This is a genomic window from Streptomyces sp. NPDC041814 (assembly GCF_055590565.1).
Genome location: NZ_JBVJAM010000018.1, coordinates 74493 through 99576, shown reverse-complemented (window position 1 = coordinate 99576; position 25084 = coordinate 74493). Strand labels below are relative to the sequence as shown.

Annotated in this window: 24 protein-coding genes and 1 pseudogene; 8 read left to right on the top strand and 17 right to left on the bottom strand. The window is 72.1% G+C overall.

What is annotated here, in order from left to right:
• Positions 1–36: 36 nt before the first annotated feature.
• Entirely contained in the window at positions 37–807 is a 771-nt protein-coding gene (locus tag ACZ6C6_RS33220; RefSeq protein ID WP_469208321.1) for a hypothetical protein, read from the bottom strand.
• Positions 807–1271: a hypothetical protein gene (locus ACZ6C6_RS33215; protein WP_469208320.1), complete on the bottom strand. Its 465-nt coding sequence runs from the start codon at positions 1269–1271 to the stop codon at positions 807–809. The genes ACZ6C6_RS33220 and ACZ6C6_RS33215 overlap by 1 nt, the downstream gene beginning before the upstream one ends.
• 232 nt (positions 1272–1503) lie before the next feature.
• Between ACZ6C6_RS33215 and ACZ6C6_RS33210 the strand changes: the two genes are divergently transcribed.
• A complete protein-coding gene (locus ACZ6C6_RS33210) occupies positions 1504–2301 on the top strand; it encodes an SAM-dependent methyltransferase (RefSeq protein WP_469208318.1) in 798 nt (265 codons plus the stop codon).
• Positions 2302–2316: 15 nt separating this feature from the next.
• On the opposite strand, the gene ACZ6C6_RS33205 is transcribed toward ACZ6C6_RS33210, so the two are convergent.
• The 5 genes and pseudogenes from ACZ6C6_RS33205 to ACZ6C6_RS33185 form a co-directional block, all read right to left on the bottom strand.
• Positions 2317–2829, bottom strand: a complete 513-nt coding sequence (locus tag ACZ6C6_RS33205) for a hypothetical protein (RefSeq protein ID WP_469208316.1) — start codon at positions 2827–2829, stop codon at positions 2317–2319.
• An 11-nt stretch (positions 2830–2840) separates the two neighbouring features.
• Positions 2841–4262 carry an ATP-binding protein gene (locus tag ACZ6C6_RS33200; RefSeq protein WP_469208314.1) on the bottom strand — a complete coding sequence of 474 codons (1422 nt, stop codon included), beginning with the start codon at positions 4260–4262 and terminating at the stop codon, positions 2841–2843.
• Positions 4263–4427: 165 nt separating this feature from the next.
• Positions 4428–5105 (bottom strand): annotated as a pseudogene (locus ACZ6C6_RS33195) (response regulator); the annotation flags it as partial.
• 59 nt (positions 5106–5164) lie between these two features.
• Positions 5165–6859, bottom strand: a complete 1695-nt coding sequence (gene murJ / locus ACZ6C6_RS33190) for a murein biosynthesis integral membrane protein MurJ (RefSeq protein ID WP_469208312.1) — start codon at positions 6857–6859, stop codon at positions 5165–5167.
• Complete coding sequence (locus tag ACZ6C6_RS33185; protein WP_469208311.1) at positions 6856–8019, bottom strand: lipid II:glycine glycyltransferase FemX; 1164 nt, start codon at positions 8017–8019, stop codon at positions 6856–6858. Before ACZ6C6_RS33185 ends, murJ begins: the two co-directional genes overlap by 4 nt.
• A 244-nt stretch (positions 8020–8263) precedes the next feature.
• Here ACZ6C6_RS33185 and ACZ6C6_RS33180 point away from each other — a divergent pair, with 244 nt between their 5' ends.
• Positions 8264–9454 (top strand): L,D-transpeptidase, encoded by a 1191-nt coding sequence (locus ACZ6C6_RS33180; RefSeq protein WP_469208385.1) that lies wholly within the window; start codon positions 8264–8266, stop codon positions 9452–9454.
• 86 nt (positions 9455–9540) lie between these two features.
• On the opposite strand, the gene ACZ6C6_RS33175 is transcribed toward ACZ6C6_RS33180, so the two are convergent.
• The 8 genes from ACZ6C6_RS33175 to pcaDC form a co-directional block, all read right to left on the bottom strand.
• A complete protein-coding gene (locus ACZ6C6_RS33175; protein ID WP_469208309.1) occupies positions 9541–10413 on the bottom strand; it encodes an amino acid ABC transporter permease in 873 nt (290 codons plus the stop codon).
• Positions 10410–11054, bottom strand: a complete 645-nt coding sequence (locus ACZ6C6_RS33170) for an amino acid ABC transporter permease (RefSeq protein WP_469208307.1) — start codon at positions 11052–11054, stop codon at positions 10410–10412. The genes ACZ6C6_RS33175 and ACZ6C6_RS33170 overlap by 4 nt, the downstream gene beginning before the upstream one ends.
• Positions 11055–11070: 16 nt before the next feature.
• The gene (locus ACZ6C6_RS33165) at positions 11071–11982 is read right to left on the bottom strand and encodes a glutamate ABC transporter substrate-binding protein (RefSeq protein ID WP_469208305.1); all 912 of its coding nucleotides are present in this window, start codon (positions 11980–11982) and stop codon (positions 11071–11073) included.
• 14 nt (positions 11983–11996) lie between these two features.
• Positions 11997–12740 (bottom strand): amino acid ABC transporter ATP-binding protein, encoded by a 744-nt coding sequence (locus ACZ6C6_RS33160; protein ID WP_469208303.1) that lies wholly within the window; start codon positions 12738–12740, stop codon positions 11997–11999.
• A 137-nt stretch (positions 12741–12877) separates the two neighbouring features.
• The gene (locus ACZ6C6_RS33155) at positions 12878–13318 is read right to left on the bottom strand and encodes a DUF6278 family protein (RefSeq protein WP_469208301.1); all 441 of its coding nucleotides are present in this window, start codon (positions 13316–13318) and stop codon (positions 12878–12880) included.
• A gap of 54 nt (positions 13319–13372) precedes the next feature.
• The gene (locus ACZ6C6_RS33150; protein WP_469208299.1) at positions 13373–14152 is read right to left on the bottom strand and encodes an exodeoxyribonuclease III; all 780 of its coding nucleotides are present in this window, start codon (positions 14150–14152) and stop codon (positions 13373–13375) included.
• A gap of 48 nt (positions 14153–14200) precedes the next feature.
• A complete protein-coding gene (locus ACZ6C6_RS33145) occupies positions 14201–14860 on the bottom strand; it encodes an MBL fold metallo-hydrolase (protein WP_469208297.1) in 660 nt (219 codons plus the stop codon).
• Positions 14861–14872: 12 nt separating this feature from the next.
• Positions 14873–16159 carry a bifunctional 3-oxoadipate enol-lactonase/4-carboxymuconolactone decarboxylase PcaDC gene (pcaDC, locus tag ACZ6C6_RS33140; RefSeq protein WP_469208295.1) on the bottom strand — a complete coding sequence of 429 codons (1287 nt, stop codon included), beginning with the start codon at positions 16157–16159 and terminating at the stop codon, positions 14873–14875.
• Between the two features lie 131 nt (positions 16160–16290).
• Here pcaDC and ACZ6C6_RS33135 point away from each other — a divergent pair, with 131 nt between their 5' ends.
• The 4 genes from ACZ6C6_RS33135 to ACZ6C6_RS33120 all read left to right on the top strand — a co-directional run bounded on the left by ACZ6C6_RS33135 (position 16291) and on the right by ACZ6C6_RS33120 (position 19520).
• Positions 16291–16872 carry an ArsR/SmtB family transcription factor gene (locus ACZ6C6_RS33135; RefSeq protein WP_469208293.1) on the top strand — a complete coding sequence of 194 codons (582 nt, stop codon included), beginning with the start codon at positions 16291–16293 and terminating at the stop codon, positions 16870–16872.
• A gap of 13 nt (positions 16873–16885) precedes the next feature.
• Positions 16886–17092 (top strand): hypothetical protein, encoded by a 207-nt coding sequence (locus ACZ6C6_RS33130; protein WP_469208292.1) that lies wholly within the window; start codon positions 16886–16888, stop codon positions 17090–17092.
• A gap of 99 nt (positions 17093–17191) precedes the next feature.
• Complete coding sequence (locus tag ACZ6C6_RS33125) at positions 17192–18409, top strand: metallophosphoesterase (RefSeq protein ID WP_469208290.1); 1218 nt, start codon at positions 17192–17194, stop codon at positions 18407–18409.
• A 100-nt stretch (positions 18410–18509) separates the two neighbouring features.
• On the top strand, positions 18510–19520 hold the full coding sequence (locus tag ACZ6C6_RS33120; protein ID WP_469208288.1) for an AraC-like ligand-binding domain-containing protein: 1011 nt from the start codon (positions 18510–18512) through the stop codon (positions 19518–19520).
• Here the strand turns inward: ACZ6C6_RS33120 and ACZ6C6_RS33115 are convergent.
• Positions 19502–19900, bottom strand: a complete 399-nt coding sequence (locus ACZ6C6_RS33115; RefSeq protein ID WP_469208286.1) for a nuclear transport factor 2 family protein — start codon at positions 19898–19900, stop codon at positions 19502–19504. The two genes, ACZ6C6_RS33120 and ACZ6C6_RS33115, sit on opposite strands and share 19 nt — an antisense overlap.
• Positions 19901–20028: 128 nt before the next feature.
• Here ACZ6C6_RS33115 and ACZ6C6_RS33110 point away from each other — a divergent pair, with 128 nt between their 5' ends.
• The gene (locus ACZ6C6_RS33110) at positions 20029–23214 is read left to right on the top strand and encodes an AfsR/SARP family transcriptional regulator (RefSeq protein WP_469208284.1); all 3186 of its coding nucleotides are present in this window, start codon (positions 20029–20031) and stop codon (positions 23212–23214) included.
• A gap of 12 nt (positions 23215–23226) precedes the next feature.
• On the opposite strand, the gene ACZ6C6_RS33105 is transcribed toward ACZ6C6_RS33110, so the two are convergent.
• The gene (locus tag ACZ6C6_RS33105) at positions 23227–23418 is read right to left on the bottom strand and encodes a hypothetical protein (RefSeq protein ID WP_469208282.1); all 192 of its coding nucleotides are present in this window, start codon (positions 23416–23418) and stop codon (positions 23227–23229) included.
• A 314-nt stretch (positions 23419–23732) separates the two neighbouring features.
• Here ACZ6C6_RS33105 and ACZ6C6_RS33100 point away from each other — a divergent pair, with 314 nt between their 5' ends.
• The gene (locus tag ACZ6C6_RS33100; RefSeq protein WP_469208280.1) at positions 23733–25082 is read left to right on the top strand and encodes a helix-turn-helix domain-containing protein; all 1350 of its coding nucleotides are present in this window, start codon (positions 23733–23735) and stop codon (positions 25080–25082) included.
• Positions 25083–25084 lie beyond the last annotated feature (2 nt).

Here is a 25084-nt window from a genome sequence, read left to right as displayed (position 1 = left end):
GGGCGCCCAGGCTTAACACCGAGCGACCTGCGCCCGCTACTGCCCGAGGCCCTCCGCCGTCCGCTCGCCGCCGCGCAGCCGCTGTCGCATCCCGCCGAGCATCGGCATGGTCAGACCGGCGAAGAGGAAGAGGACGGCGAGCCCGCTCAGTGCCGGGCTCACCGCCTCCTCGACATCGAGGGACCAGGGGCTGCCGAGTGCGTAGCAGACGAGGTAGGACCCCTTCGACATCGTGTAGCCGACGCCCAGGACGGCCGCGAGCGCGCACAGGGCGAAGCCGGCGCCGGTCCAGGGGCGGGTGGTCCGGCACCGGAGGGCGGTGCGGCCGCACATGAAGGCGAGTTCGGCGCAGGTGATCAGGACGTAGAAGAGGTAGACCAGCAAGTAGGCGGTCACGGACGAGTGGTCGGCGTACTCCGTGGTGAACCCGACGTCCTGGCCGTTCGTGGCGAGGAAGAGCGGGACCATGACGGCCAGCACGATGACGGCCAGGCAGACGCGTTGGTACAGGGCGGCGCGCAGGTACTCCGGGCGGTAGGCCAGGTCCACCATCGTCATCTGCAGTGCCGCGCACCAGAGGATGGCGCAGATGTGCGCCACCAGTTTCCCGGCGTTGTCCAGGCCGGTGACGTCCTCGGCCGTCCTGGCGACCGCGGGGACCGCGAAGAAGACACCCACGGTGCACACGCCGAACGCGAGGGCGATTAACCAGGTGAACACGCGCGGGCGGTGAAGGGCTCTGCGGGCGCAGAGAGCAGTGACGAGCACCCCCGCGACGGTGCAGGCGCCGAATATCATGCCGTCCATCAGAGACCTTCCAGTGCATCGGCCGCGTACTGGGCGGCTTCGGTTTCGGTCCGTCGTCGTCGGGCGCGCTTCGGCTTCTCCGCGCCCGTTCCGTCGTCCGGTACGGCGGGGAGGCCGAGGGTTGCGCGCCGGTGTTCCAGCTGCGCGATCACCTTGCGGACCTCGCTCTCCGGCAGATCGCCCAGCAGGACGAGCACGCGCCGGGCGAGCGGGTTCTCGAAGGCTTCGAGCGCCGCGAGGTCGTCGTAGCCGGGATGCGGCAGCAAGTAGGCCGGCGGCACGTCGCCGAGTGCCTGGCACAGGGCGAGCACGGTCTTGATCGTCGGGTTGTCCTGCTGGCCGCCGGCGAGTTTCGCGATGAGCGCGAACGAGGTCGTCGCGGGCGGGTCGGGCAGGTCGTCGACGGCCTGCGACAGGGTGCGGGAGACATAGGCCCTGCCCCGTGCGTCCTTCCGGTGGGCCATGAGCGACTTCAGCTTGTGCGCGAGGGAGTGCGGTCGCGGGTGCGGCCCTTCGGCGGCAGCGCCCCCTCGGGGCTCTCCCTCGTCACAGCTCGCGCTCACGTGGTGGTCTCTCTCGCCATCATGGATCTTGCTCTTGTGTACTTTAGTTGACACGTTGTCGCGCGCAAAGGCAGGATCGCGGCATCGGCAGACTCTGGAATCCGACCGCAGCGGCCGCCGAGAGGAGCGCCACGTGAGGCAGCACGGCTTACCCGCCCCGGTGATCGACACCGGTCGGCCTCATTCCGCAAGGATCTACGACTACCTGCTCGGCGGCAAGGACAACTACCGGGTGGACCAGCAGGCCGGCGACGCGCTCGTGGCCGCCGCGGCCCAGGAGCGGGCCGGTGCCCGGGCCAACCGCGCCTTCCTGGAACGCGCCGTCCGCCACGTCGTCGGTGCGGGCCTGCGGCAGGTCCTCGACATCGGCACCGGGCTCCCCCACTCCCCCAACGTGCACGAGGTCGCCCTCGAAGCGGCACCCGACGTGCGCGTCGCGTACGTCGACAACGACCCGATCGTCACCGCACACGCGGACGCCTTGCTGCGCAGCTCCGACCTGGTCGGCGTCGCGCTCGCCGACCTCCGCGACCCGCGGGCCGTCGTGGAGCATCCCCAGGTCCGCGCGGTCATCGACTTCGAACGGCCGGTCGCCCTGGTCCTCACCGCGGTGCTGCACTTCCTCACCGACGCGCAAGGACCCCAGCACGTCGTCGCCGCCCTGCGGGACGCGCTCCCGGCCGGCAGCTGCCTGGTGCTCTCGCACGCCACCGACGACTTCGCCGACTGCAGGGCGGCCCAGGCCGTCTACGCCCACGCGACCACGCCCCTCACCCCGCGCTCCCACAGCGAGATCGAGAAGTTCTTCGACGGCTTCGAGCTCCTGACGCCCGGTCTCGTCCCCGTCCCGTCCTGGCGGCCGGACGCACCCGTACCGGCGCGGCCGGCCCCGATCGGCATCTACGGGGCGGTCGCCCTCAAGGCCGGCTGAAGGGCCGCGGCGCGGTCAGACCGCGCAGTGCGCCGGGCCGATGACGCCGTCCGTACCGGTCACCGTGACCGCCTCGCTCCGGTCCGCCGTACGGGCCCGGGCCGCCGTACAGATGAGCTGCTGGCGGGCCGCCTGGGAGAGCCCGGTGACCGGGATGTCCACGGTGACCCGGACGCCGTCCGCGCTCAGCTCGACGGCCACGCGCGTCCGGCCGCTGGGCAGCTCCGAGCGGAGACCGGCATCGTGCTCCGTCCTGGTGGGCCCCAGGAAGAGGAGGGAGAGGGCGTCGGGCGCCCCGGTGGACCCGGCCTCCCCCAAGCCCCCGCTGTCACCGGCCTCCACGGTGCGGGCCTGCCGGACGACCGGCATCAGCCGGGAGGCGGAGGACGAGGACACGAAGTACAGCAGGGTGCCGAGCTGGTCGGCCGGAGCCACCTCCACGGTCGCCGGTTCACCCGCCTCCACGACGTCCGTGGCACGGATCCCGCACCCGGTGGCGAGCAGCACGGGCAGCAGCGCGCCGAGCACGCGCCCGCCCCTCACCGCTCCCCCAGCGGCAGCTCCACGGTGAACACCGCGCCGCCCCCGGGCCGGTTCGCCGCGCCGACCGTGCCCCCGTGCAGCCGTACGTTCTCCTGGGCGATGGCGAGGCCGAGGCCGCTGCCCGCCGACCGGGTCCGGGCCGCGTCGGCCTTGTAGAACCGGTCGAAGATGTGCGGGAGCACCGCCGCGTCGATGCCCGGCCCGCTGTCCTCCACCTCCACGACGAGCCGGTCGCTCCCGCGTACCCGTACGGTGACGGGCTCGGCGCCGTGCCGCAGGGCGTTGCCGACCAGGTTGGCGACGACGACGTCGAAGCGGCGGGGATCGAGCACCGCCCGCAGGCCGTCCGGGAGTTCGGTGGTGACCCGGTCCTCCCAGCGGCGGCCCTGGAGCGTTTTGCGTACGGTCTCGGCGACGTCGACCTCGTCGAGGTGCAGCTCGGCCGCGCGGGCGTCGAAGCGGGATATCTCCATCAGGTCCTCGACCAGGGTGGCCAGTTTGCCGGTCTCCGTGCTGATCAGGCGGACGGCGGCGGCGGTGTCGGAGCGCAGTTCACCGGCGTCCTCGTCCAGGACCTCGGTCACGGCGAGCATACCGGCGAGCGGGGTGCGCAGTTCGTGGGATACGTCGGAGGCGAAGCGCCTGGCCCGCTCCTCGGCCCTGCGCAACTCCTCCACGGATTCCTGGAGCTTGGTGGACGACTCGTTGAACGTCCAGGCCAGTTCGGCGAGTTCGTCCGAGCCGCGCACCGTGATCCGGGTGTCGAGCTCGCCCCTGCCGATGCCCGCCGCCGCCCGGCGCAGGTCGCGGACCGGTCGCAGGACGCTGCGGGCGGCGAGCAGGGCGGGCACCAGGGCGACGAGCAGCGCGGGCAGGGCGCCGTCGCGGGCGGCCGTGACCATGGCGGCCACGTTGGCCTCCTCGGTGGACAGCGGCATCACGGCGTAGAGGACGAGGCCGGTGGGCTGTCTGCCGTCGCCCCGGTCGAAGAGAGCGGGCATGCCGACCGTCAGCCAGGGCCTGCCGTCCTTGACGACGCGCTGGAAGGAGCCGTGGGTGTTGTCGCGGGTGGCGGTGCGCAGGTCGGCGGTGATCACCCCGGAGGAGGGCCGGTCCGAGGAGGAGGCCCGCAGCTTCCCGTACTCGGCGAACACGGTCCAGCCGCGCCCGCCGCCCGCGCGGGCCAGCGCCAGGCAGACCCGGCGCAGCTGCTCGTCGTCGATGGGGAGGCTGACGGCCTGGCCGCCGACCCGGTCGCGGAACTGGTCGACGGCGGAGTCCTGCGCCTGCTGGAGGATCGCGGAGCGGGCCTCGCGGTAGGTGAGCGCGGCGGTGGTGCCGGCACTGACGGCCGCGACGAACAGGAACGCCGCGATCAGCCGGGTACGGAGGCCGAGGCGGGCGGCGAACAGTTTCACGTAGGGGCGCCTTGTCGGTCAGGGCCGGTCGGGCCGCGGCGTCTGGTGCGGTGCATCGCCAGGCGCCGGAGTGCCCTCGTCGCGGTGCGGTTCGGGCGCTTCGGCAACGCGGCGAGGTCCCGTGCCGGGCGTCGCGGACCCGGCCCTGACCGACAAGGCGCCCCCCAGAGGTCCGAAGCGGTAGCCGAAGCCTCGGACCGTCTGGATGTAGCGGGGGCTGCCCGGGACGTCCTCGATCTTCTGGCGGAGGCGGCGGACGCAGGCGTCGACCAGGCGGGCGTCGCCGTGGTAGCTGTGCTCCCACACGTGTTCCAGGAGCTGCTGGCGGCTGAAGACCTGTTCGGGCGAGGCCGAGAGGTGGAGCAGCAGCTTCAGTTCGGAGGGGGCGAGGAGCAGCCGTTCGCCTGCCTTGGCGACGGCGAGGCCCGCCCGGTCGACGGTCAGTTCGCCGTGGGCCTCGATGCCGCCGCGCCCGGCGGGGACGGCGAGGCGGCGCAGGACGGCCCGGATGCGGGCCTCGATGACCTCGGTGCGGGCGGGCTTGACGATGTAGTCGTCGGCGCCGGCCTCCAGGCCCACGACGACGTCGAAGTCGTCGCCGCGCGCGGTCAGCATGATCACGGGGAGCTGGCTGGTCTCGCGGATGCGGCGGCAGACCTGGACGCCGTTCATGCCGGGCAGCATCAGGTCGAGGATGACCAGGTCCGGCCGGAACTCGCCGAGCGCGGCGAGCCCGGCCTCGCCGGTGCCGACGGCACGCAGCTCGTGGCCGCGCCTGCGCAGGCCCAGCTCGACCCCTTCGCGTACGGAGGGGTCGTCTTCTATGAGGAGCACGCGAGGCATGGCGTCTGTATCCCAGCGATCAAGGAATGGATGCGAACAGGCAGGCGGTGCGGCCCGGTTCAGCCGCGCCGCAGCCGGCCCCGGGCGGCGTTCAGCGCGGCGCTCACCTCGGTGAGCCGCAGCGGCCGGGCCAGCACCGCCACGACCAGCGCGAGGACGAGCGTCCCGGCGCCCAGCGCGGCGAAGTCCCCGAGGCCCGAGCCCTCCGTGTCGACGGCGCGGGCGGCCCCGTACGCCAGCGCCCCGGCCGGCACACAGGCGGCCACCAGCCGCACATGCGCCCACATCCCGGGCGAGCGCCCGAGCGGGGAGCGCGGCGCACCGCGCGGGGAGAGCCTGCGGTGCAGCACGTACGCGGTGACGGCGAAGCCGGTGAGCAGCGCGACGGAGTACGCCCCCGCCATGCCGGTCACCGCCCACCGCGCGGGCAGCGTGAGATAGGCGGCGACCGAGAGACCGGCGTTGAGGGCCGCGATGACCAGGTTCAGCAGGAACGGGGTACGGGTGTCGCTCATCGCGTAGAAGCCGCGCGAGAGCACGTACTGCCCGGAGAAGGCGATGAGCCCGGGGGCGAAGGCGGCCATCATGCCCGCCATCACCGTGATGTCCGCCGGGCCGGTGCGCCCGTAGCCGAAGACCGAGCCCATCACCCAGGGCGCGAGCACCAGCAGCAGCGCGGCGGCCGGGACGACCACGGCGGCGGAGGTGCGCAGCGCGTACGAGAGGTCCCGACGCACTCCGGCGAGATCGCCGCCGGCCGCCGCCCGGCTCATGCGCGGCATCAGCGCGGTGACGAGGCTGACGGTGACGATCCCCTGCGGGACGACCCAGAGCTGGTAGGCGTAGCTGTACGCGGTGTATCCCGCGCCGCCCGCGAGGTGCTGGTCCGCCGCGTGCTGGCCGCTCGCGGTGGCGAGCCGGGTGATCACCCAGTACGCGGCCTGGTTGGTGAGGACGAGCATGACGAGCCAGCCGGCGGCGCGCAGCGGCCGGGTCAGCCCACTGCCACGCCAGTCGAACCGGGGCCGCCAGCGGAACTTCGCGGCGCGCAGCGAGGGCACCAGGGCGAGGCTCTGCACGGCGATGCCCGCGGTGGTTCCCCAGCCCAGCCACTGCGCCTGCGCGGAGGTGAGGGTGCCGTCGGAGCCCGCCGCCGTCCAGAGGTAGAGCCCGAACACGGCGATGATCACGAGGTTGTTGAGGACCGGCGTCCACATCATCGCGCCGAAGCGGTCGCGGGCGTTGAGGACTTGGCCGAGAAGCGTGAACAGGCCGTAGAAGAGGATCTGCGGCAGGCAGTAGCGGGCGAGCGCGATGGTGAGTTCGGCCTGGTCGCCGTCGTAGGTGGGGGCGTACACCTGGATGATCAGCGGTGCGCCGAGGACCGCGAGCGCGGTGAGGGCGAGCAGGCCCACCGTGCACAGGGTGAGCAGCCGGTCGGTGTACGCCGCCCCGCCGTCGCCGTGTTCCTTGGCGGCGCGGACGAGTTCCGGGACGAAGACCGCGTTGAGGGCGCCGCCGATGAGCAGCATGTAGAGGATGTTGGGCACGGTGTTGGCGACGGCGTACCCGTCGGCCCGCAGTCCGGTGCCGAGCGCGGCGACGACGACGGCCGAGCGCACGAAGCCCGTGGCCCGCGAGACGACGGAGCCGGCGGCCATGACCGCACCGCTGCGCAGCACCGAGCCGGAGCCGCGCCCGCCGCTCGTCTGCTCGGGGGCGGCCGCCTCCGGGGCGGCTCCGGCGGCCGTCATCGGCGTGCCAGGTACGCCTGGAACGCCCGGTACAACGTGTTGTTGGCGGCTCCGCCCACCGATGTCTCCCACTCTCCGAGGGTCTCGACGACCTCGCCGCCGGTGCCCAGCTTCCAGCGCAGCAGCCCGAAGGGCCGGTCACCGGGATCGAGGGTGGAGGATACCCCGCGCATGTCGTACACCTCGGCGCCACCGGCGAGGGCGTCGCACATCATCTGCCACTGCAGGGCGTTGCTGGGGCGGACCTCGCGGCGGTGGTCGGCGGAGGCGCCCGTCTGGTACCAGACCCGGCGACCGGTGCTGATCATGGTGTGGGCGGCCAGGATCTCCCCGTCGTGCACCGCGAGGCAGAGCTTCATCCGGCCGGGCTCCTCGGCGTTGAGCGCGGCGTACTGGCGCTGGTAGTAGCCGAGGGAACGGCCGAGCCGGAAGCCGTCGCGCTCCTCGGTGATCCTCAGCAGCCGGTGGAACTCGGGCAGTTCGGCCGCGCTCCCGGTCACGATCCGCACCCCGGCCTTCTGGGCGCGGCGGACGTTGCGGCGCCACTCCTGGTTGAGCCCGGACCACAGGTCCTCGGTGGTGCGTCCGGCTACCGGCACCCGGAAGACGTACCGGGGCTGGGCGTCCGCGTCGTCGCCGTCCCCGCCGCAGCGCCGCCAGCCGCGCGCCCGCAGCCGGTCGGCCACGGCGGCCCCGAGCGGGTCGACCTCGCTCGCCAGGACGTCGCCGACGACGCGACCCGGGCCGGTGGCGGCCTTGAGGCGGGCTCCGGTCCAGCGGCGGTAGGCGGGGCTGGGCCCGATGCGTACGGCGAACGCGCCGGCCGCGCGCAGGTGGGCGAGCAGGGGGCGCAGCCAGCGGTCCATTCCGGGGTCCGCCCAGTCGGCCGCGGGGCCCTCCGGAAGATAGGCGAAGTATTTCCGGGTGCCCGGGAATTGCCGGTAGAGGACGAGTGCGCTGCCCTTCAGGGTGCCGTCGTCGTCATGCCAGCCGAGCCTTTCCGAGGACCAGCCCTCTTTCACCCCGGCCCAGGAGGGGTACTGCAGAAAGCTCGCGTCGGCCCGCGTGGCCAGGTGGGCACGGTGCTCGTGCGCCGTGAGGCCATGGACGCGTAGGTCCCGTTCCCTGCTGCGGTCTCCGGTCGCGAGCAGCGCTGACATGTCGGTGGCCCTCCCCCTCGTGGCCCCCGCGGTCCGCTCTGCGGGGCTGCACAGGATGCTCACAGCGGTCCGTGACGGGTCCGCGCGCCGAATGTGACCGGACGATGACCGTTGCGCTGCGCTTCCCGTCACACAGGGAATTCCTGCTTTTCCGCAGATTTACGGAACTTAGGCTCCGGTGCGTTCCTCTTCACCGATGACCGAGTACGGCCTTGGAGGTCTTCCGTTGATTCCCGCATTCCTGATGCCGGCGCGCCCGCTGCGCCCCGCCCGGCTCGCGCTGATCGCCGGCTGCGCGGTGCTGGGCGTCACCCTCACGGCCTGTTCCGGTGGCGCGGCCGCTTCGGACAAGAACGGCGACGCGGCCCCCTCGAAGGCGGCGGCGCCGGCCTCCATCTCGGTCAGCCCGCACGGCACCGCGGCCGCCGCGGGTCAGCCGGTGACGGTGACCCTGGCGGCCGGGAAGCTGCGTGAGGTGACCGTCTCGGCCGGGGAGGGCGGGGCGCTCACCGGCCGGATATCCGCCGACGGGCGGACCTGGACGTCCGACCGGGTGGCGGCGCCCGGCACCGCGTACCGCGTGGAGGCCCACGACACCTCGGGCGGCAGCGACACGGCCTCGTTCACGACGCGGGCGGCGGACAAGGTGAACAAGCTGACGCTGGCGCCCGGCAAGAACACGACCGTGGGCATCGCCCAGCCGCTGTCGATCGTGTTCGACAACCCGGTCAAGGACAAGGCGGCCGTCGAGAAGGCGCTCAAGGTGTCGACCTCGAACCACACCGAGGGCTCCTGGGGCTGGCTGCGCGACTACTCGGGCCGCGACCGCGTCGACTGGCGCCCCGAGGAGTACTGGAAGTCCGGGACGCGCATCACGCTCGACGCCGAGCTGAACGGTGTCGACTCGGGTCCCGGGGGCGGCTTCTTCGTACGGGACTACGCGACGACGTTCACGGTGGGCGCGAGCACGGTGGTCAAGGTGGACCTGGACCGGCACCGGCTGGCGATGAAGCGGGACGGGCGCACGGTCATGGACGTGCCGGTGTCCGGCGGCACCCCGGGCGGCGACAAGCGGTCGTGGCGCGGGACGGCCGTGCTGATGGCGAAGGAGGGCACGATCAACATGCGCTCCGAGACGGTGGGCCTGGGACACACGTACGACAAGATGGTCGACTACTCGATGCGGCTGACCTGGTCGGGCATGTACGCCCACGCCGCGCCGTGGAACGCGGCGTACTTCGGCCGCGCCAACCACAGTTCGGGATGTATCGGGATGAGCGACGCGGACGCCGCCGCCCTCTACCGGCAGGCCCGCGTCGGCGACCCGTTCGAGATCACGGGCGCGGAGACCAAGGGCACGGTCGCGGAGGGCAACGGCTACGGGGCGTGGAACGTCTCGTGGGACGAGTGGCAGACGAGGAGCGCCCTCGGCTGACCGGTCCGCCGGCGCGCAGCTGACCTTCTTCCCGCGTGCGAGAAGTGATCACCGGCTGCTGCCGGGCGGACCCCGCTCCCGTCCCTCTACCGCCCTCCCGGCATGAGCGTGCCGGGCTGTGCCGGTCCGACGCCCACCGCCTCCGTCTTCGGATTGCGCCGTTGCCGCCTCGCCACCCAGGTGGCGAACCAGGAGAGCAGCATGCACATCCCGATGTAGATCGGTGAGATCACCATCACCACGGGGATGAAAGGCAGATCGTAGTCCAAATTGGAGGCGATGAGCTTGCCCGCGTGGAGGAATTCCTCGTACGTGATGAGGTAGCCGAGCGAGGTGTCCTTCAGGGCCACCACCAGCTGGCTGATGATGGTGGGGAGCATCGCGCGGATCGCCTGCGGCGCCAGGACGAAGGTGGTGACCTGCGTCTTCCGCATGCCCAGCGCGTACGCCGCCTCGCGCTGGCCGCGCTCCACCGAGTTGATGCCGGTACGGAACACCTCCGCGAGGACCGAGCCGTTGTAGAGCGTCAGTCCGGCGACCAGCGCGGGCAGCGGCTGCACCTTCAACGCCACGAAGATGAAGAAGATCATCACCAGGACGGGCATGGCGCGGAAGAACTCGACGAGGATCGTCGCCACCCAGCGCACCGGGCGGTGTTCGGAGAGCCGCCCGACCGCGAGGACGGCGCCGAGGACCAGCGAGAGGACGGCGGCGTACGCGAACGCCTTGAGGGTGTTGCCGAGCCCGCGCAACAGGAGCTCCTGGATGCCCTTGTACTGGAAGGGCGTCCACTTGGCGGCGGTGAACTGGTCGGTGTCGAAGAGGAGATAGATCACCCAGCCGATCAGGGCGAGGATGAGGACCGTCGACAGGATTCCGTAGAGGCGGTGCCGTTTGCGGGTGTGCGGTCCCGGGATGTCGTACAGGGCGTTGGCGGTGGGTGCGGTGTGGGTGGTCATCGGGCGACTCCCCAGCGCTTTTCCATGACGTGGAAGAGCGCGCTGATGGCGAGGGTGATGATCAGGTACCCCACGGCGATCCACACGAAGGTCCAGATGATGCTGTATCCCAGCTCGTTGAGGGTCTTGTAGGTGCCGAGGAGTTCGGTGACGCTGAACGCCCCGGCGATCGCCGAGTTCTTGGCGAGCGCGATGAGCGTCGAGCCGATCGGCGGGATCACCGAGCGGAACGCCTGCGGCAGCACGATGGAGCCGAGGCTCTGCCCGAAGGTCATCCCGAGGCTCCGGGCCGCCTCCCCCTGACCGGTGGGCACCGTGTTGATGCCGGAGCGCAGCACCTCGCAGATGAAGGCGGAGGTGTAGCACCCGAGCGCGAGGATCGCGAACACGTTGAACGGCAGGACGAGCCCGAAGCGCGGCAGGCCGAGGAGCACGGCGAAGAAGAGCAGGGTGAGCGGGGTGTTGCGCAGGACCGTCACCCACACGGTGCCGAACACCCGGAGCGAGCCGACGGGCGCCACCCGGAACGATGCCATGACGAAGCCGAGGACCAGGGCCAGGACCGAGGCGTAGACGGTGAGTTCGACGGTGCCGAGGAAGCCCTTGCCGTAGAGCGAGAAGTTGTCGGTGAGTACGTCCATGGGATGGGCCGTCCTCTCAGTTCGCCGGGTAGCGGTCGATGGGCGGCGGCTTGGGCGCGGGCGTGCCCGACAGGCCGAGGGTCGCCTCGAACGCCTTCTTCCAGTTGCCGTTCTTCTCGTTCTCCTCCAGCGCGTCGTTGAGTGCGAAGCGCAGTGCGTTGTCGCTGCGCGGGACGCCGATGCCGTACGGCTCCTCGGAGAAGGGCTTGCCGACGACCTTCATCTCGTCGGGCGCCTTGGCGGCGAAGCCGAGCAGGATCGCGTCGTCGGTGGTGACGACGTCGACCTGGAACGTCAGCAGGTTGTCGACGCAGATCGAGTACGTGTCGTAGGCGACGAGCTTCGCCTTCGGGTAGTCCGCGGCGATCCGCTGGTACGGGGTCGAGCCCGCGGCCGAGCAGACCGTCTTGCCGGCCAGGTCCTGCGGGCCGTGGATGTCGTCCTCGTCGGTGCGCACCAGGAGCCCCTGGCCGGCCATGTAGTAGGGCCCGGCGAAGCCGACGAGCTTCTTGCGCATGTCGTTGATGGTGTAGGTGCCGACGTAGTAGTCGATCTGGCCGTTCTGGAGGGCGGTCTCGCGGTTGGCGGAGGCGATCGTCTTGAAGCGGATCGTCTTCGGGTCGAAGCCCAGGGAGGCGGACATCATGCGGGCGATCTCGATGTCGAAGCCGGAGTAGACGCCGGTGGCCGGGTCCTTCTCGCCCAGGTAGGGCTGGTCCTCCTTGGCACCCACCCGGAGGTAGCCGCGCTTCTTCGCGTTCCGCCAGGTCCGGGATTCGGGCAGTTCGAACCCCTTGTCGACTTGGTAGACGGGCAGTTGGTCGGCCTTCGGGCCCTTGACCGGCGGGCTGCCCTCCTTGCCGCAGGCGGCGGCGAAGAGGGCGAGCAGGAGGCCGGCACAGAGGGCCAGCAGTTTCCTCGTACGCAACTCAGGGCCTCCCGTCAGTGCTTGAGGATCTTGGACAGGAAGTCCTTGGCCCGGTCGCTCTCCGGGGAGGTGAAGAAGTCCTCCGGGTTGCGGTCCTCTACGACGCAGCCGTCGGCCATGAAGACGACCCGGTTGGCGGCGGAGCGGGCGAAGCCCATCTCATGGGTGACGACGACCATGGTCATGCCCTCGCGGGCGAGTTGCCGCATGACCTCCAGGACCTCGTTGATCATCTCCGGGTCGAGCGCCGATGTCGGCTCGTCGAACAGCAGCGCCTTGGGGTCCATGGCCAGCGCGCGGGCGATGGCGACGCGCTGCTGCTGCCCGCCGGAGAGCTGGGCGGGGAACTTGTCGGCGTGTGCGCCGAGCCCCACCCGGTCCAGGAGTTCGCGGGAGCGCTGGTCCGCCTCGTCCTTCTTCCGCTTGCGCACCTTGACCTGGGCCAGCGAGACGTTGGCGAGGACGGTCTTGTGCGCGAAGAGGTTGAACGACTGGAAGACCATGCCGACTTCGGCCCGCAGCTGGGCCAGTCCGCGGCCCTCCTCGGGGAGGGGTCTGCCGTCGATGGTGATGCGGCCCGACTCGATGGTCTCCAGCCGGTTGATCGTCCGGCAGAGCGTCGACTTGCCGGAGCCGGACGGGCCGATGACCACCACCACCTCCCCGCGGCCGACGGTGAGATTGATGTCCTGCAGTACGTGCAACTTTCCGTAGTACTTGTTGACGTCTCGCAGCTCGATCAACGGATCGACGGCCATACGCTGCCCTACCCACTTGTCGCTCGGTCGAGGTCAGCGCAAACTAACCAGCCCGGCAAGGGACTTCTCGACCGACACGCACCAATGGGGCAAAAGGATTCTTATCGCTTCGCGCGGTCCGCCGGGCGGCGGGGCGCTCAGCCCTCGGCGGACTCCGCGTACACCTGGGACAGCTCGGGGCTGCCGGACATCGCCCAGTCGAGGCCCGCCTCGACCACGTCGATCTCGCGGCCGGAGGCGAGCCGCACGACGGGCTGACCGCTCGGCCAGATGTGCCAGTGCGCACCGGCGACATTGCGCACCAGGACGGTGCCGAGGTAGAGCCCGGCGTCGTTGCCCAGCCAGGGCAGCTCCTCCGGGTCGTCGCGCCAGCGCGGCACCAGCTGGTCGAGGGCCGTCAACGAGGCGGGGGTGTCGTCCAGTTCGATACCGCGCTCCCCCACCCGGACCCGGAGCAGCTCGCATTCGGCGAGCAGTTCGGCCACGCCCTCCGGATCGGCGTCGACGGCGCCCGCGAGGCCCGTCTTCCGCGGCCCGTCATGACGCTTACGCCAGTTGTCCAGGAAAGGGATGTTCATACCACTCAGAATCGCATCCCGGCGCGCCTGCGCACCACAGGGCGCGCGGCCCGCTCAGAGGTCGAGGTCGACCACGACCGGGGCGTGGTCGGACGCGCCCTTGCCCTTGCGCTCCTCGCGGTCCACATAGCTGTCCTTGACGGCTGCGGTGAAGGGGGCGTTGCCGTAGACGAGGTCGATGCGCATGCCCCTGTTCTTCGGGAAGCGCAGCTCGCGGTAGTCCCAGAAGGTGTACGGGCGGTCGTACTTCAGGGGGCGGGGCATGACGTCGGACAGGCCCTCGGCACGCAGAGCGGCCAGGGCTTCGCGCTCGGCGGGCGTGACATGCGTGGCCCCCTCGAAGAGGGCCGGGTCCCAGACGTCCTCGTCGGTCGGGGCCACGTTGAAGTCACCGAGCACGGCGAAGGGGGCCGCACCGGCGGCGTCGGCGGTGACTGCCTTGCGCAGCGCCTCCAGCCAGCGCAGCTTGTACGCGTAGTGCTCGTGGGCGACCTCGCGGCCGTTGGGCACGTACACCGACCAGAGGCGCACCGGGCCGCAGGTCGCGCTGATCGCGCGGGGCTCCTGCGCGGTCTCGTAGGCCGGGCCGTCGGGCAGGCCCATCACGATGTCGGACAGGCCGGCGCGGGAGATCAGCGCGACCCCGTTCCACCGCCCGTTGGCGTTGACCGCGGAGTCGTAGCCGGCCTCGCGGAGCGCGTCCGCGGGGAACTGCTCGGCGGTGCACTTGGTCTCCTGGAGGCACAGCACGTCGGTGCCGCTGCTCTCCAGCCAGGCCAGCAGCCTCGGCAGGCGGGCGGTGATCGAGTTGACGTTCCAGGTGGCGATGCGCATGTACGTAAACCTAACGCCTGCCACTGACAGCCGCCGGGGCGGCGGCCGTCACAGGCCCGTCGAGTCGCCCGGTGCCATCCGGCCGTGGTCGGAGCCGCCCAGCTCGCCGATCTGCCGGTCGTAGATCGGCCGGGCCAGGTCGGTGAGGAGCGCGTCGTGGATGTCGATCGCGCGGCGCGGCTTCACCTCGCGTACGTAGTCGATCACTTCGGAGATCTTGTTCCACGGGGCCATCACCGGGAGCAGGAGCGTGTCGACGGCCCGGCCGGGCACCGTCAGGGCGTCGCCCGGGTGGAAGACGTGTCCGTCGGCCAGGAAGCCGATGTTGGTGACGCGCGGGATGTCCGGGTGGATCACCGCGTGCAGCTCGCCGTGCACCTCGATGTCGAACCCGGCTGCCGAGAAGGTGTCGCCGTGGCCGACCGTGTGGACGCGCCCGGGAAAGGCCGCGCTCAGCCGCTCCGCGACGCTGCGCAGGGTCCAGACCCGGGCCTCCGGGTCGGCTTCGAGACCGGCCCGGATGCGTCCCTCGTCGAAGTGGTCGGGGTGCTCGTGCGTCACGAGGATCGCCTCGGCGCCGATCGCCGCGTCGCCCTCCGAGAAGCCGCCCGGGTCGATGACGAGCGTGCGCCCGTTCTTCTCCAGGCGGATGCAGGAGTGCGACTGCTTGGTCAGGGTCGGCGCGGTGTTCCCGGGGTGGCTGCTCATGGGTCCATCCTGCTACGCGGGCGGCGTCGTTTCCGCCCGAATCACCGACTGCGCGATCGTGAAGGCGGCGCTCGCGGCCGGAACCCCGCAGTACACGGCCGTCTGCATCAGCACCTCCCGGATCTCGGCGGGCGTGAGTCCGTTGCGCAGGGCGGCCCTGGTGTGCGCGGCCAGGCTCTCCATCCGCCCGGAGGCGACGAGCGCGGTGAGCGTGACGGCGGAGCGGGTGCGCCGGTCCAGTCCTTCCCTGCTCCACACCTCGCCCCAGGCGTACCGGGTGACCAGCTCCTGGAAGTCCCCGGTGAAGTCGTCGGCGGCGGCCATGACCCCGTCCACCTGCGCGTCGCCCAGCACCTCGCGCCGCAGCCGCATGCCCGGCGCGTACGGATCGGGGCGCCCGTCGGCCGCGGCCTCGGGGGCCGGCCGGGCGGGGGCGATCTCCGCGACGGGCTGGACGGGGGCGGAGAGCCGGGGCACGGAGTCGGGCATCGGGATGGCCGCCTGGGTGTCCTGCCAGGCGGTGGAGAAGTGGGTGAGCAGCAGATCGGTGACCGCCCCGGGCTGCTCGACGGGCGCCAGGTGCGAGGCCGCGGGCACCAGCGCGAGCCGGGCGTCCGGAATCCCCGCGACCAGGGTGCGGGCGTCGCCGGGGCCGGTCACCCGGTCCTCGGCGCCGACCACGACGAGGGTGGGGACGGGGATGCGGCTCAGTTCCGTACGGACGTCGAACGCTGCCAGGGCCTCGCAGGCGGCGATGTAGCACCCCGGGTCGGTGGTCCGCACCATCTGGACCGCCCACTCCACGATGGCGGGCTGCGCCGCGGCGAAGGCGGGCGTGAACCAGCGCTCGGGCGCGGTGCGCGCCATGGGCTCCAGGCCGTTCGTGCGGACGATGACGCCGCGCTGCCGGAACTCGTCGGCGCTGCCGAACCGGGCGGAGGACGCCACGAGGGCGAGCGCGGCGACCCGGTGCGGGTGCCGCAGCGCCAGGTCCGCTCCGATCGCCCCTCCGATGGAGCACCCCGCGTACCCGAACCGCTGGACCCCGACCCCGTCGAGCGTCGCGAGGAGCCGGTCCCCCAGCTCGGCCACGGCGGTCGCGGGCCGGGCGGGGGCGCCGCCGTGACCGGGGAGGTCGTACCGGAAGACTCTCCAGTGCTGGGTGAGCTCGGGTATCTGGCGGTCCCACATGTGCCAGGTGGTGCCGAGTGAGGGGCCGATGACCAGGACCGGCGCGTCCTCGGGGCCGTCGAAGCGGTATTGCAGGGTGTTCGGGGTGTTCGGTGGCGTCTCACTCACGCCCTCGACCCTCTCACGTAACAGCCCGCTGCCCATGGGCGGGTTCTCACCGCTATCCAAAGAGACGGCTGCAAAGGATTAGTTGCAAAGAAAGTCTTGCAACCGAGTCTTTGCATGTCTACCTTGGAGTCATGCCAGAACAGCCCGACGGAACAATCAACCTCGACGCCCGCTCGCTGCGGGGGCTCGCCCATCCGCTGCGCATGCGACTGCTCGACACGCTGCGCTTCGAAGGGCCCGCAACCGCCTCCCAACTCGGCGCGAAACTGGGCGAGTCGAGCGGGGCCACCAGCTACCACCTGCGCCAGCTCGCGGCGCACGGCTTCATCAAGGACGCCCCCGAGTACGGCAAGGGGCGGGAGCGCTGGTGGCAGGCGGTGAGCCTGGGCGTGCGCTTCGACGACTCCCTGCTCACCCACTCCAGCCCGGAGGTGCGCGGCGCCGCCGAGATGTATCTGCACGAGGTCGCGCTCACCCAGGCCCGGGACCTGTCGACCTGGCTCGGCGACCGCGCGGCCTGGCCCGAGGAGTGGCAGAGCACCTGGGACATGAGCAGCGCGACCCTGCGGCTGACACCCGGGCTGGCCGGAGAGCTCATCGCGAAGATGCACGCGCTCATCGACGAGTACCGCGACCGGATCACCGACGAGGACGAGGGCGACAGCGCCCGCCTACGCGTCCACACCCATGCGTTCCCCCTCACCACCGAGTAAAGGAGAACCACCGATGCACGCCGATGCCCACCTCGCCCTGCACAACCTCCGCGCCGCCGAACTCCACGCCGAGGCCGACGAATACCGCCTCTCCCGCTCCGTCCGGACCCCCCGGCCCCTGCGCACCGTCCTCGGGTGGACCCTCATCGAGGTCGGTCTCCGTCTGACCACCGCGCCCTCCGCCGCCCCGTCCCGGACCGTCGCGCTCTCCCGCGGCTGAGCCCCGGCGGCGGACGGCCGCCGCCCCGGGCCCCCCGCTGACCCCAAGGGGCCGAGGGGTACAGTGCCCGGCGGCATTCCGGCCGTCCGAGGAGGAAACGTGACCGACACGAGCGAGGCCCGGTCCGCGGAGGGCGGGGCGGCGGCACCGCCGAGCCGGGTGCGGCGCCTGATGCGTTACATCCCCCTGGTCGCCCCGGTCCTGCTCTGGGCCGTCCCGTGCTGGGTGCTGCTGTACGCCGGACAGCACTGGCCGCTCCCCGTCACCGCCGCCGGCACCTGCCTCTTCGTACTCGGCCTCGTCACCATGCCGGTCGCGATGATGCGGGGGCACGGCAGGCGGCAGCAGGACCGGGCCGCCATCATCGGGGACAGCCTGCTCGGGTCCGTCTGGGTGCTGTTCACCTGGTCCGTACTGCTCGGCGTCCTGCTCCGGCTCACCCTGGCCCTGGCCGGGACCGGCGACGGGCAGGACCGGGCCCGGATCGTCACCTGGTCGGTGCTCGGGGCCGCCGCCGCCCTGCTCGGCTGGGGGTACGCCGAGGCGCGCCGGGTGCCGAGGGTGCGCCGGGTCGACGTACAACTGCCGCGCCTGGGACCGGGCCTGGACGGGACGCGGGTCGCCCTCATCACCGACACGCACTACGGTCCACTGGACCGGGCCCGCTGGTCGGAGCGGGTGTGCGCGGAGGTCAACGCGCTGGACGCGGACCTGGTCTGCCACACCGGTGACATCGCGGACGGCACCGCCGACCGCCGCCGCGCCCAGGCCGCCCCGCTCGGCACGGTGCGCGCCGCCCACGCCCGCGTCTACGTCACCGGGAACCACGAGTACTACAGCGAGGCGCAGGGCTGGGTGGACCTGATGGACGAGCTGGGCTGGCAGCCGCTGCGCAACCGCCATGTGCTGCTCGAACGCGGCGGCGACACCCTCGTGGTCGCCGGTGTGGACGACGTCACCGCCGAGTCCTCCGGTCTGGCCGGTCACCGGGCGCACCTGGCCGGGGCGTTGGACGGCGCCGACCCCGGACTGCCGGTGCTGCTCCTGGCGCACCAGCCGAAGTTCATCGACCGCGCCGCCGAGGGCGGCGTCGACCTCCAGCTGTCGGGCCACACCCACGGTGGCCAGATCTGGCCGTTCCACTACCTGGTCCGCCTCGACCAGCCGGCCGTCGCCGGGCTGAGCCGCCACGGCGACCGCACGCAGCTGTACACCAGCCGGGGCACCGGATTCTGGGGCCCGCCGTTCCGGGTCTTCGCGCCCAGCGAGATCACCCTGCTGGTGCTGCGCTCCCCGGAGGTCCCGGCCTCGTCCTGACCCGCGACCGGGCCGCGGACACCGCTTGTCGCGATCTTGGCCGATCCATCAGACTGCACACGGCCGGACGTCCTCCGGCGGCTGGTCAGGCGTGACGGGGGTGCCGACGGTGTGGCAGGAGATGGCGGCGGCCGAGATGGCGCCGGACAACCGGTTCGAGTGGTTCGAGCAGGTGGTGTCCGACGTCCTGCTCCCCACGGAGTTCCGCGCCGCGGACCCGGACGGTTTCGACGCGCAGGGCGGGATGCTCGCTCTCGGGACCGTCCAGCTGGCCCGCTTCAGCTACGGGCCGCTGCGCTCGCGCAGGACCCCGGCACTGATCCGGAAGGGGGATCCGGAGCAGTACCAGCTGGCGCTGGTGACCCGCGGCTCGGCGTGGTTCGCGCAGGAGGGCGGCGAGGCCGAACTGGGCGTCGGGGGAATGGCGTTGTGGGACACCTCCCGTCCGTACGAGTCCGGCTCGGGGACGGACGGGCGGGAGGTCGAGGTGCTCGTCCTCCAGATACCCAAGGCCCGGATGACGCTGCCGTCGCAGCGGGTGGACCGCATCCTCGCGCGCAGTGTCCCGGGCGATGCGGGGATGGGCGCGATCCTGGCCGGATTCCTGACGAACCTCGCCGCCACGGGGGCCGAGTGCTCCCCCCAACAGCTGGGCGTGCTGGGTGAGATGGCCGTGGACATGGCGGCGTCCTGCCTGGCCGACCGGATCGGGTCGTCCCCGGTGGAGGCCCCCGCCGAGCTGCGGACGCACGTGCTGCTGCGGCGGATCAGCGCCTTCGTCGACCACCACATCGCTGACCCCGGACTGTCCCCGAGCCTCATCGCCGCCCGCCACCACCTGTCGCTGCGGAGCCTGCACGCGCTCTTCCGGGACCAGCCCGAGAGCGTCGCCGCGATGATCCGCCGCCGCCGGCTCGACGGCTGCCGCACGGATCTGGCCCGCCCCGAACTGCGCCGGCAGCCCATCCAGGCCGTCGCCGCCCGGTGGGGCTTCAGCGACGCGACCGTGTTCAGCCGGGCGTTCCGGACGGCGTACGGGATGGCTCCGCGCGACTACCGGGCGACGGCCCTGCGCTCGGCGGACGGGGCCGGTCAGGGCACCACGTGGTAGTAGCGGGTGCAGGACTCCACCATGCCGTCCTCGGCGATACGGAAGAAGTCCACGAAGCGCACGCCCGTGTCATCGGCGCCCGTGCCGAGGCGGCGGCCCGCCGCCACCACGGTCCGGGAGTGGGCGACGACCTGGTCGATCTCGTGGCGCGCGGGCGCTCCCGGGTGGTCGCGGTGGGCCTGCAGGAAGGCGGTCCGGCCGTGGGCCGTCGGGGCGCCGGGCAGGTCCAGGGCGACGTGATCGTGCAGCAGGGAGGCGCACGCGTCGAGGTCCCCGGCGTCGAGGTATTCGTAGACGAGACGGACGTGGTCGGCCCCCGCGGCGGTGACCAGATCACCCCCGGTGTACGGGTCGCTGCTCGTCCAGGCGTCGGTGTGCATGGACGCCTCCTTTCTCCTCCGCCCCGCACTCTTCCGGGCCGCGCCAACCCCCGCCTATCGCGCGGCTATTCGCGGGACGGTCACGCTGGGCATGCAGGATGGACAGATGCGTGAGGGTTGTGAAAACTTTGGGGACGTTGATCCCGGAGCATCAACGCGCTTACGAGCTGGGGGTCTCGGTGGCCGAGGGTACGACGCACACGGTCCAGGATGCCCCGGGCGCGGCGAGACCGCCCTTCCAATTGCTGGGCCCGCTCCAGGTGCGGGGCAAGGACGGGCCGCTGCGGGTGCCGCCGGGCCGGCAGGAGGTCATCCTCGCCGCTCTGCTGCTCGAAGCAAACCGGGTGGTCAGCACGAACTATCTGGTGGACCTCATCTGGGAGGACAGCCCGCCGGAGACCGCCCGCACCCAGGTCCAGATCTGCGTGTCCCGGCTGCGGAAACTCCTGGCCGGCGCGGACAGCACGGTCTCCATATCGACCCGCCCGCCGGGATACGTCCTGCACGTGGACACGGGGGACGTGGACTCGCTGCTCTTCACCGGCCTGGTCGCGATGGCGAGGCGACAGCGCGACGAGGGCGAGTCCGAGAAGGCGGTGGCGCTCCTGAAGTCCGCGGTGGCGCTGTGGCAGGGGGACTCCCTGACCGGCCTGGACAGCGGTCCCCTGGCCAACAAGGCGCGCCAGCTGGACGAGGAGCGGCTGAGCGCCGTCGAGCTGCGGATGCAGTTGGAGCTGGAGCTCGGCCGTCACGACCGGCTGGTGGGTGAGCTCCAACTCCTCACCCATGAGAACCCGTTGCGGGAACGGCTCCGGGGCCAGCTGATGTGCGCCCTCTACTGGTCCGGCCGGCAGGCGGAGGCGCTGGAAGCGTTCCGGGACGGGCGCCGGATCCTCGACCAGGAGCTGGGCCTTGAACCGGGCCGGGAACTGCGCCGGTTGGAGGCGGCGATCCTCGCCGGGGAACTGCCTCCGCCGGTACGGGGGCAGGCGCCCCGGTCCACGGGCGGGAGCGCCGACTCCGGCGCTGCCGCCGTCGAGCCCGCCGCGCCCCTGCGCCCGGCCGTCGGCGCCGACCGCGGCGAGCCAAGCCGTAGCGACGCGGAACGCGCCGCCGCCCCGGGCGCCCAGCCGGTGTCCGGGGCCGCCCAGGACTCCCCCGCCGCCCCGGCCGAACCGCAACCGCACGACGCCCGACCGCAGCAACTCCCCGCCGCAACCTCGGACTTCGTGGCGGACGACGCCCAGCTCGCCGCCTTGGAGAGGGCGCTGACCGGTGGAGAGCGCAAGGCGGTCGGTCTTGCCGTGATCACCGGGAAGCCGGGCACCGGCAAGTCCACGCTGGCCGTGAATCTCGCGCACCGGCTCGCGGAGACGGGGTTCCCCGACGGCCAGCTTTACTGCGATCTGCGCGGCACCGGCACCCCGGCCACCACCGCGGAGGTGCTGGGCCGCTTCCTGCGCGCCCTGGGCATCCCGGGCCAGCTGATCCCGGACTCGCTGGACGAGCGGGCGGAGATGTACCGCACCCGGCTCGCCTCCCGCCGCCTCCTGGTGGTCCTGGACGACGCCGCCTCGGAGAGCCAGGTGCAGCCGTTGCTGCCGGGGAGCCGGGACTGCGCGGTCCTGGTCACCAGCCGGGCCCGGCTGACCGCGCTACCGGGTGCGCACCGCGTGGAGCTGGACGTCCTGGACGAGGAGCGGGCGCTGAAGCTGCTCTCCCGGATCATCGGGGAGGAGCGGGTGGAGGGCGAGGCCGCGTCGGCGGAGGCCCTGGTGCGTACGGTGGGACGGCTGCCGCTCGCGCTGCGCATCGTGGCGGCCCGGCTCGCCGCCCGCCCGCACTGGACGCTCGCGTCGATGGTGCACCGGCTGGCCAACGAGCGGCACCGGCTGGACGAGCTGGCGCACGGCGAGATGACGATGCGCGCCAGCCTGTCGCTCACGTACAACGGTCTGGCGCCCGAGGACCGGGGGCTGCTGCGGCTGCTCTCCATGTCGCGGACGCCGACACTGCCGGGCTGGCTCGCGGGTGCACTGCTCGACGACGACCGGCCCGTGCCGTCGGACCTGCTGGAACCGCTGGTCGACATGCAGATGCTGGACGTGGTCGGGGTGGAACGGAACGGCGTCTACCGGTACCAGTTCCACGATATCATCCGCGTCTACGCGCGCGAGCAGCTGGCCGCGCAGGACGCGCCGGAGCTGCGCCGGGATGCGCTCGTCCGGATGGCGGGCGGCTGGATGTATCTGGCGCAGGAGGCCCATCGCAAGGTGTACGGCGGTGACTTCACGGTCCTGCACGGCGACGCCCAGCGCTGGGCGCCGCCCCCGTCGTGCACGAGCGACCTGCTCGCCGATCCGCTGGCCTGGTTCGACGCGGAGCAGGGTGCCCTGTGCGGAATGGTGGAGCACGCCGCCGATGAGGGCCTGCACGACGTCAGCTGGAATCTGGCGACGACCCTGGTGACGTTGTTCGAGGTGCGGGGCCACTACGACCTGTGGGAGCAGACCCACGTACGGGCACTGGCCGCGGTGCGCAAGGCGGGCAATCTGCGGGGTACGGCCGCCGTCCGGGCCTCGCTGGGTTCGCTGTACATGAGCCGCAACGAGTTCGACATGGCGCGCCAGGCGCTGAGTTCGGCGCTCGACGTCTTCCAGGCGCTGGACGAACCGCAGGGCGAGGCGCTGTGCCGGCGTGACATGGCCCTAATCGCACGGACGAACGGGGACGCCGACACCGCCCTCGATCTGTACGGGCGGTCGCTGGCGGATTTCGATCGGGCGGGTGACGTGGTGGGGCGGGCGATCGTGCTGACGCAGAGCGCCCACATCCGGATGCGCCGGGGTGACATGGACGTGGCGCAGGCGCAGTTGGACGAGGCGCTGGAGATATACGACGGGGTGGGCTATCTCGGGGGCCGGGCGCGGACCTTGCGCCGGGTGGGCCAACTGCTGCTGGAGCGGGGTGAGCTGGACCTCGCGGTGCTGACGTTCACGGAGGTCCTGGAGCTGTGCCGGGATTCCGGTGATGTGATCGGCGAGGGGCATCTGCTGCGGGACCTCGGCCAGGCGTTCGTCCTGATGGGGCGGCCCGACCGGGCGAGGTATTTCTTCGACCGGGCCGTCGCGGCCCGGGAGCAGATCATGGATTTCGGCGGTGGTGCTCTGGCCCGCCTGGATCTGGCGCGGCTGCTCGGCGAGGAGGAGCCGGTGCTGTCCCGGGAGCTGCTGGCCCCTGCGGTGGAGGTCTTCACGACCCGGGGGATGAAGCGGGAACTGGCGGAGACTCGCCGGCTTTTGGGCGCCGGCTGAGTCCTGCGGGGGTCAGTCCCAGGGGTTGTTGTCGGTGGAGCCGGTGGCGCCCGGGGTGGGGGTGCTGCTGGTGGTCGGCTGGCTGCCGGTGCCTGACGTGTCGTCGGCCCAGCCCACCTGGACGCCGATGCCGGTGACGATCACGACCGCGACGGTGGCGAAGGCGGCGCGGAGGGCGTTGCGGGCGGTGGTGTTGCGGTTCATCGGACTGTCCCTTCGTCGGTGTTCCGTTTCCTTCTGGACACCAAGTTAGGAACGGGCGGATTCACGGCACCGCCCCCGCCCCTATCCCCCCGCTATCACGGCACTGGGCCCCTATCGCCGGACCGGGCGGGGGCTACTGCCGCCTATCCCGAAGGGCCGGCCGGGCCGGTGGCGGCGTTGGTCTCGCGATGCCTCCCGGATAGGGCGCGCGCGGAGGATTCCGGCAGCAGCAAGGCACGACAGCCGTCCCTCCGGCACCCCGGCCCGCAGCCGCTTCCGGGGCGCCCATCCCCCGACGAGCAGGAGTCCTTTCCATGACGCTCAGCCACCCCCCGCAGGACATCCCGGCCACCACCGCCCCGCTCGGTTCCCTGATACGCGGCCACCGGCTCCGTATCGGCCTGACCCAGCGGGAGCTGGCGGATCTGTCCACCATCAGCGTCCGGGCCATCCGGGACCTGGAGAAGGGGAAGGCCCAGCGGCCCAGGACGGATACGGTGCGGCTCATCGCCGACGCGCTCAGGCTCGGCCCCCGGGCCCGAGCCGCGCTGGAGGCGGCGGCCCGCAGCGGGGCCCGGGCGGACGGTGACGTCCGGCGGCTGTCCATGGAGCGCGCCGCACCGCCCGTGCCGCTGTACCCGCTGGTCGGCCGGGACGCGGAGACCGGTGTCCTGGTGGAGGAGCTGGGGTCCGGCACCGAACGGCTGGTGACCCTCGTCGGGTTGAGCGGCGTGGGCAAGACCCGGCTCGCCCTGGAGGTGGCCGCCCGTCTGCACGACGCCGGGCTGCCGGTGCTCTGGCACTACGGTGACGGCGCCACCGCCGACTGCCTGCGCCCCGACGACGACCCGATGCCCCAACTCGCCGAGCAGTGCGCCCGGTTCCTGCGCAGCGGCGCGTCCGAGGAGGTGCTCCCCGCGCTGGCGGACGCGCTGACCACCCTCGACGACGGCGGTTCCTCCGTACGCGGTGCGGCCGTGCTCGTCCTCGACGGTGCCGACACCGCCGCCCTGGACTTCGGCCGCCTGAGCCGGCTCCTGCGTACGTTCCCGGGCCTGCGGTTGCTGATCACCGGTGAGCGGCCCTGGAACGTGCCCGGTGAACGCCTCTTTCTGCTCTCACCTTTGGAGGCGCCGGACCCGGCCGCCGGGCATCCGGACGCGCCCGCCGTACGGTTCTTCCTCAGCCAGCTCCGCCGAGTCCGGCCCGACATCGTGCCCGATGAGCAGGCACTCGCGGATGTGGCCTGGATCTGCCACCGCCTCGACGGCCACCCGGCGGCGCTCGGTGCCGCCGCTTCCTGGCTCACCGTGTGCGACCTGTCGACCCTGCGGAACATCGTGGACTCCGACCCGGCCCCGCTCCTCGACCACCTGGCCGACGGCCCGGACGGCTCCCGCCTCCAGGTCCGGGTGAGCCGCACGCTCGCCGCGCTGCCCGCCCCCTACCGGGCCCTGATCGGCGACCTGGGCGAGGTGGGCGACGGGGAGTTCCTTCTCCAGGACGTCGTGCGGCTCATCGGCCGCCCGCTGCCGGAGTGCGGCCGGCTGATCCGCGAACTGCTGGTCGGCGGCGTGATCCGGACCAGCGCGGACGGCGGGCGCTCGGCGTTCCGCGTGCTGTGCGTGGTGCGGGCGGCGGCGAGGGCGACGGCCGGGGTGTGACG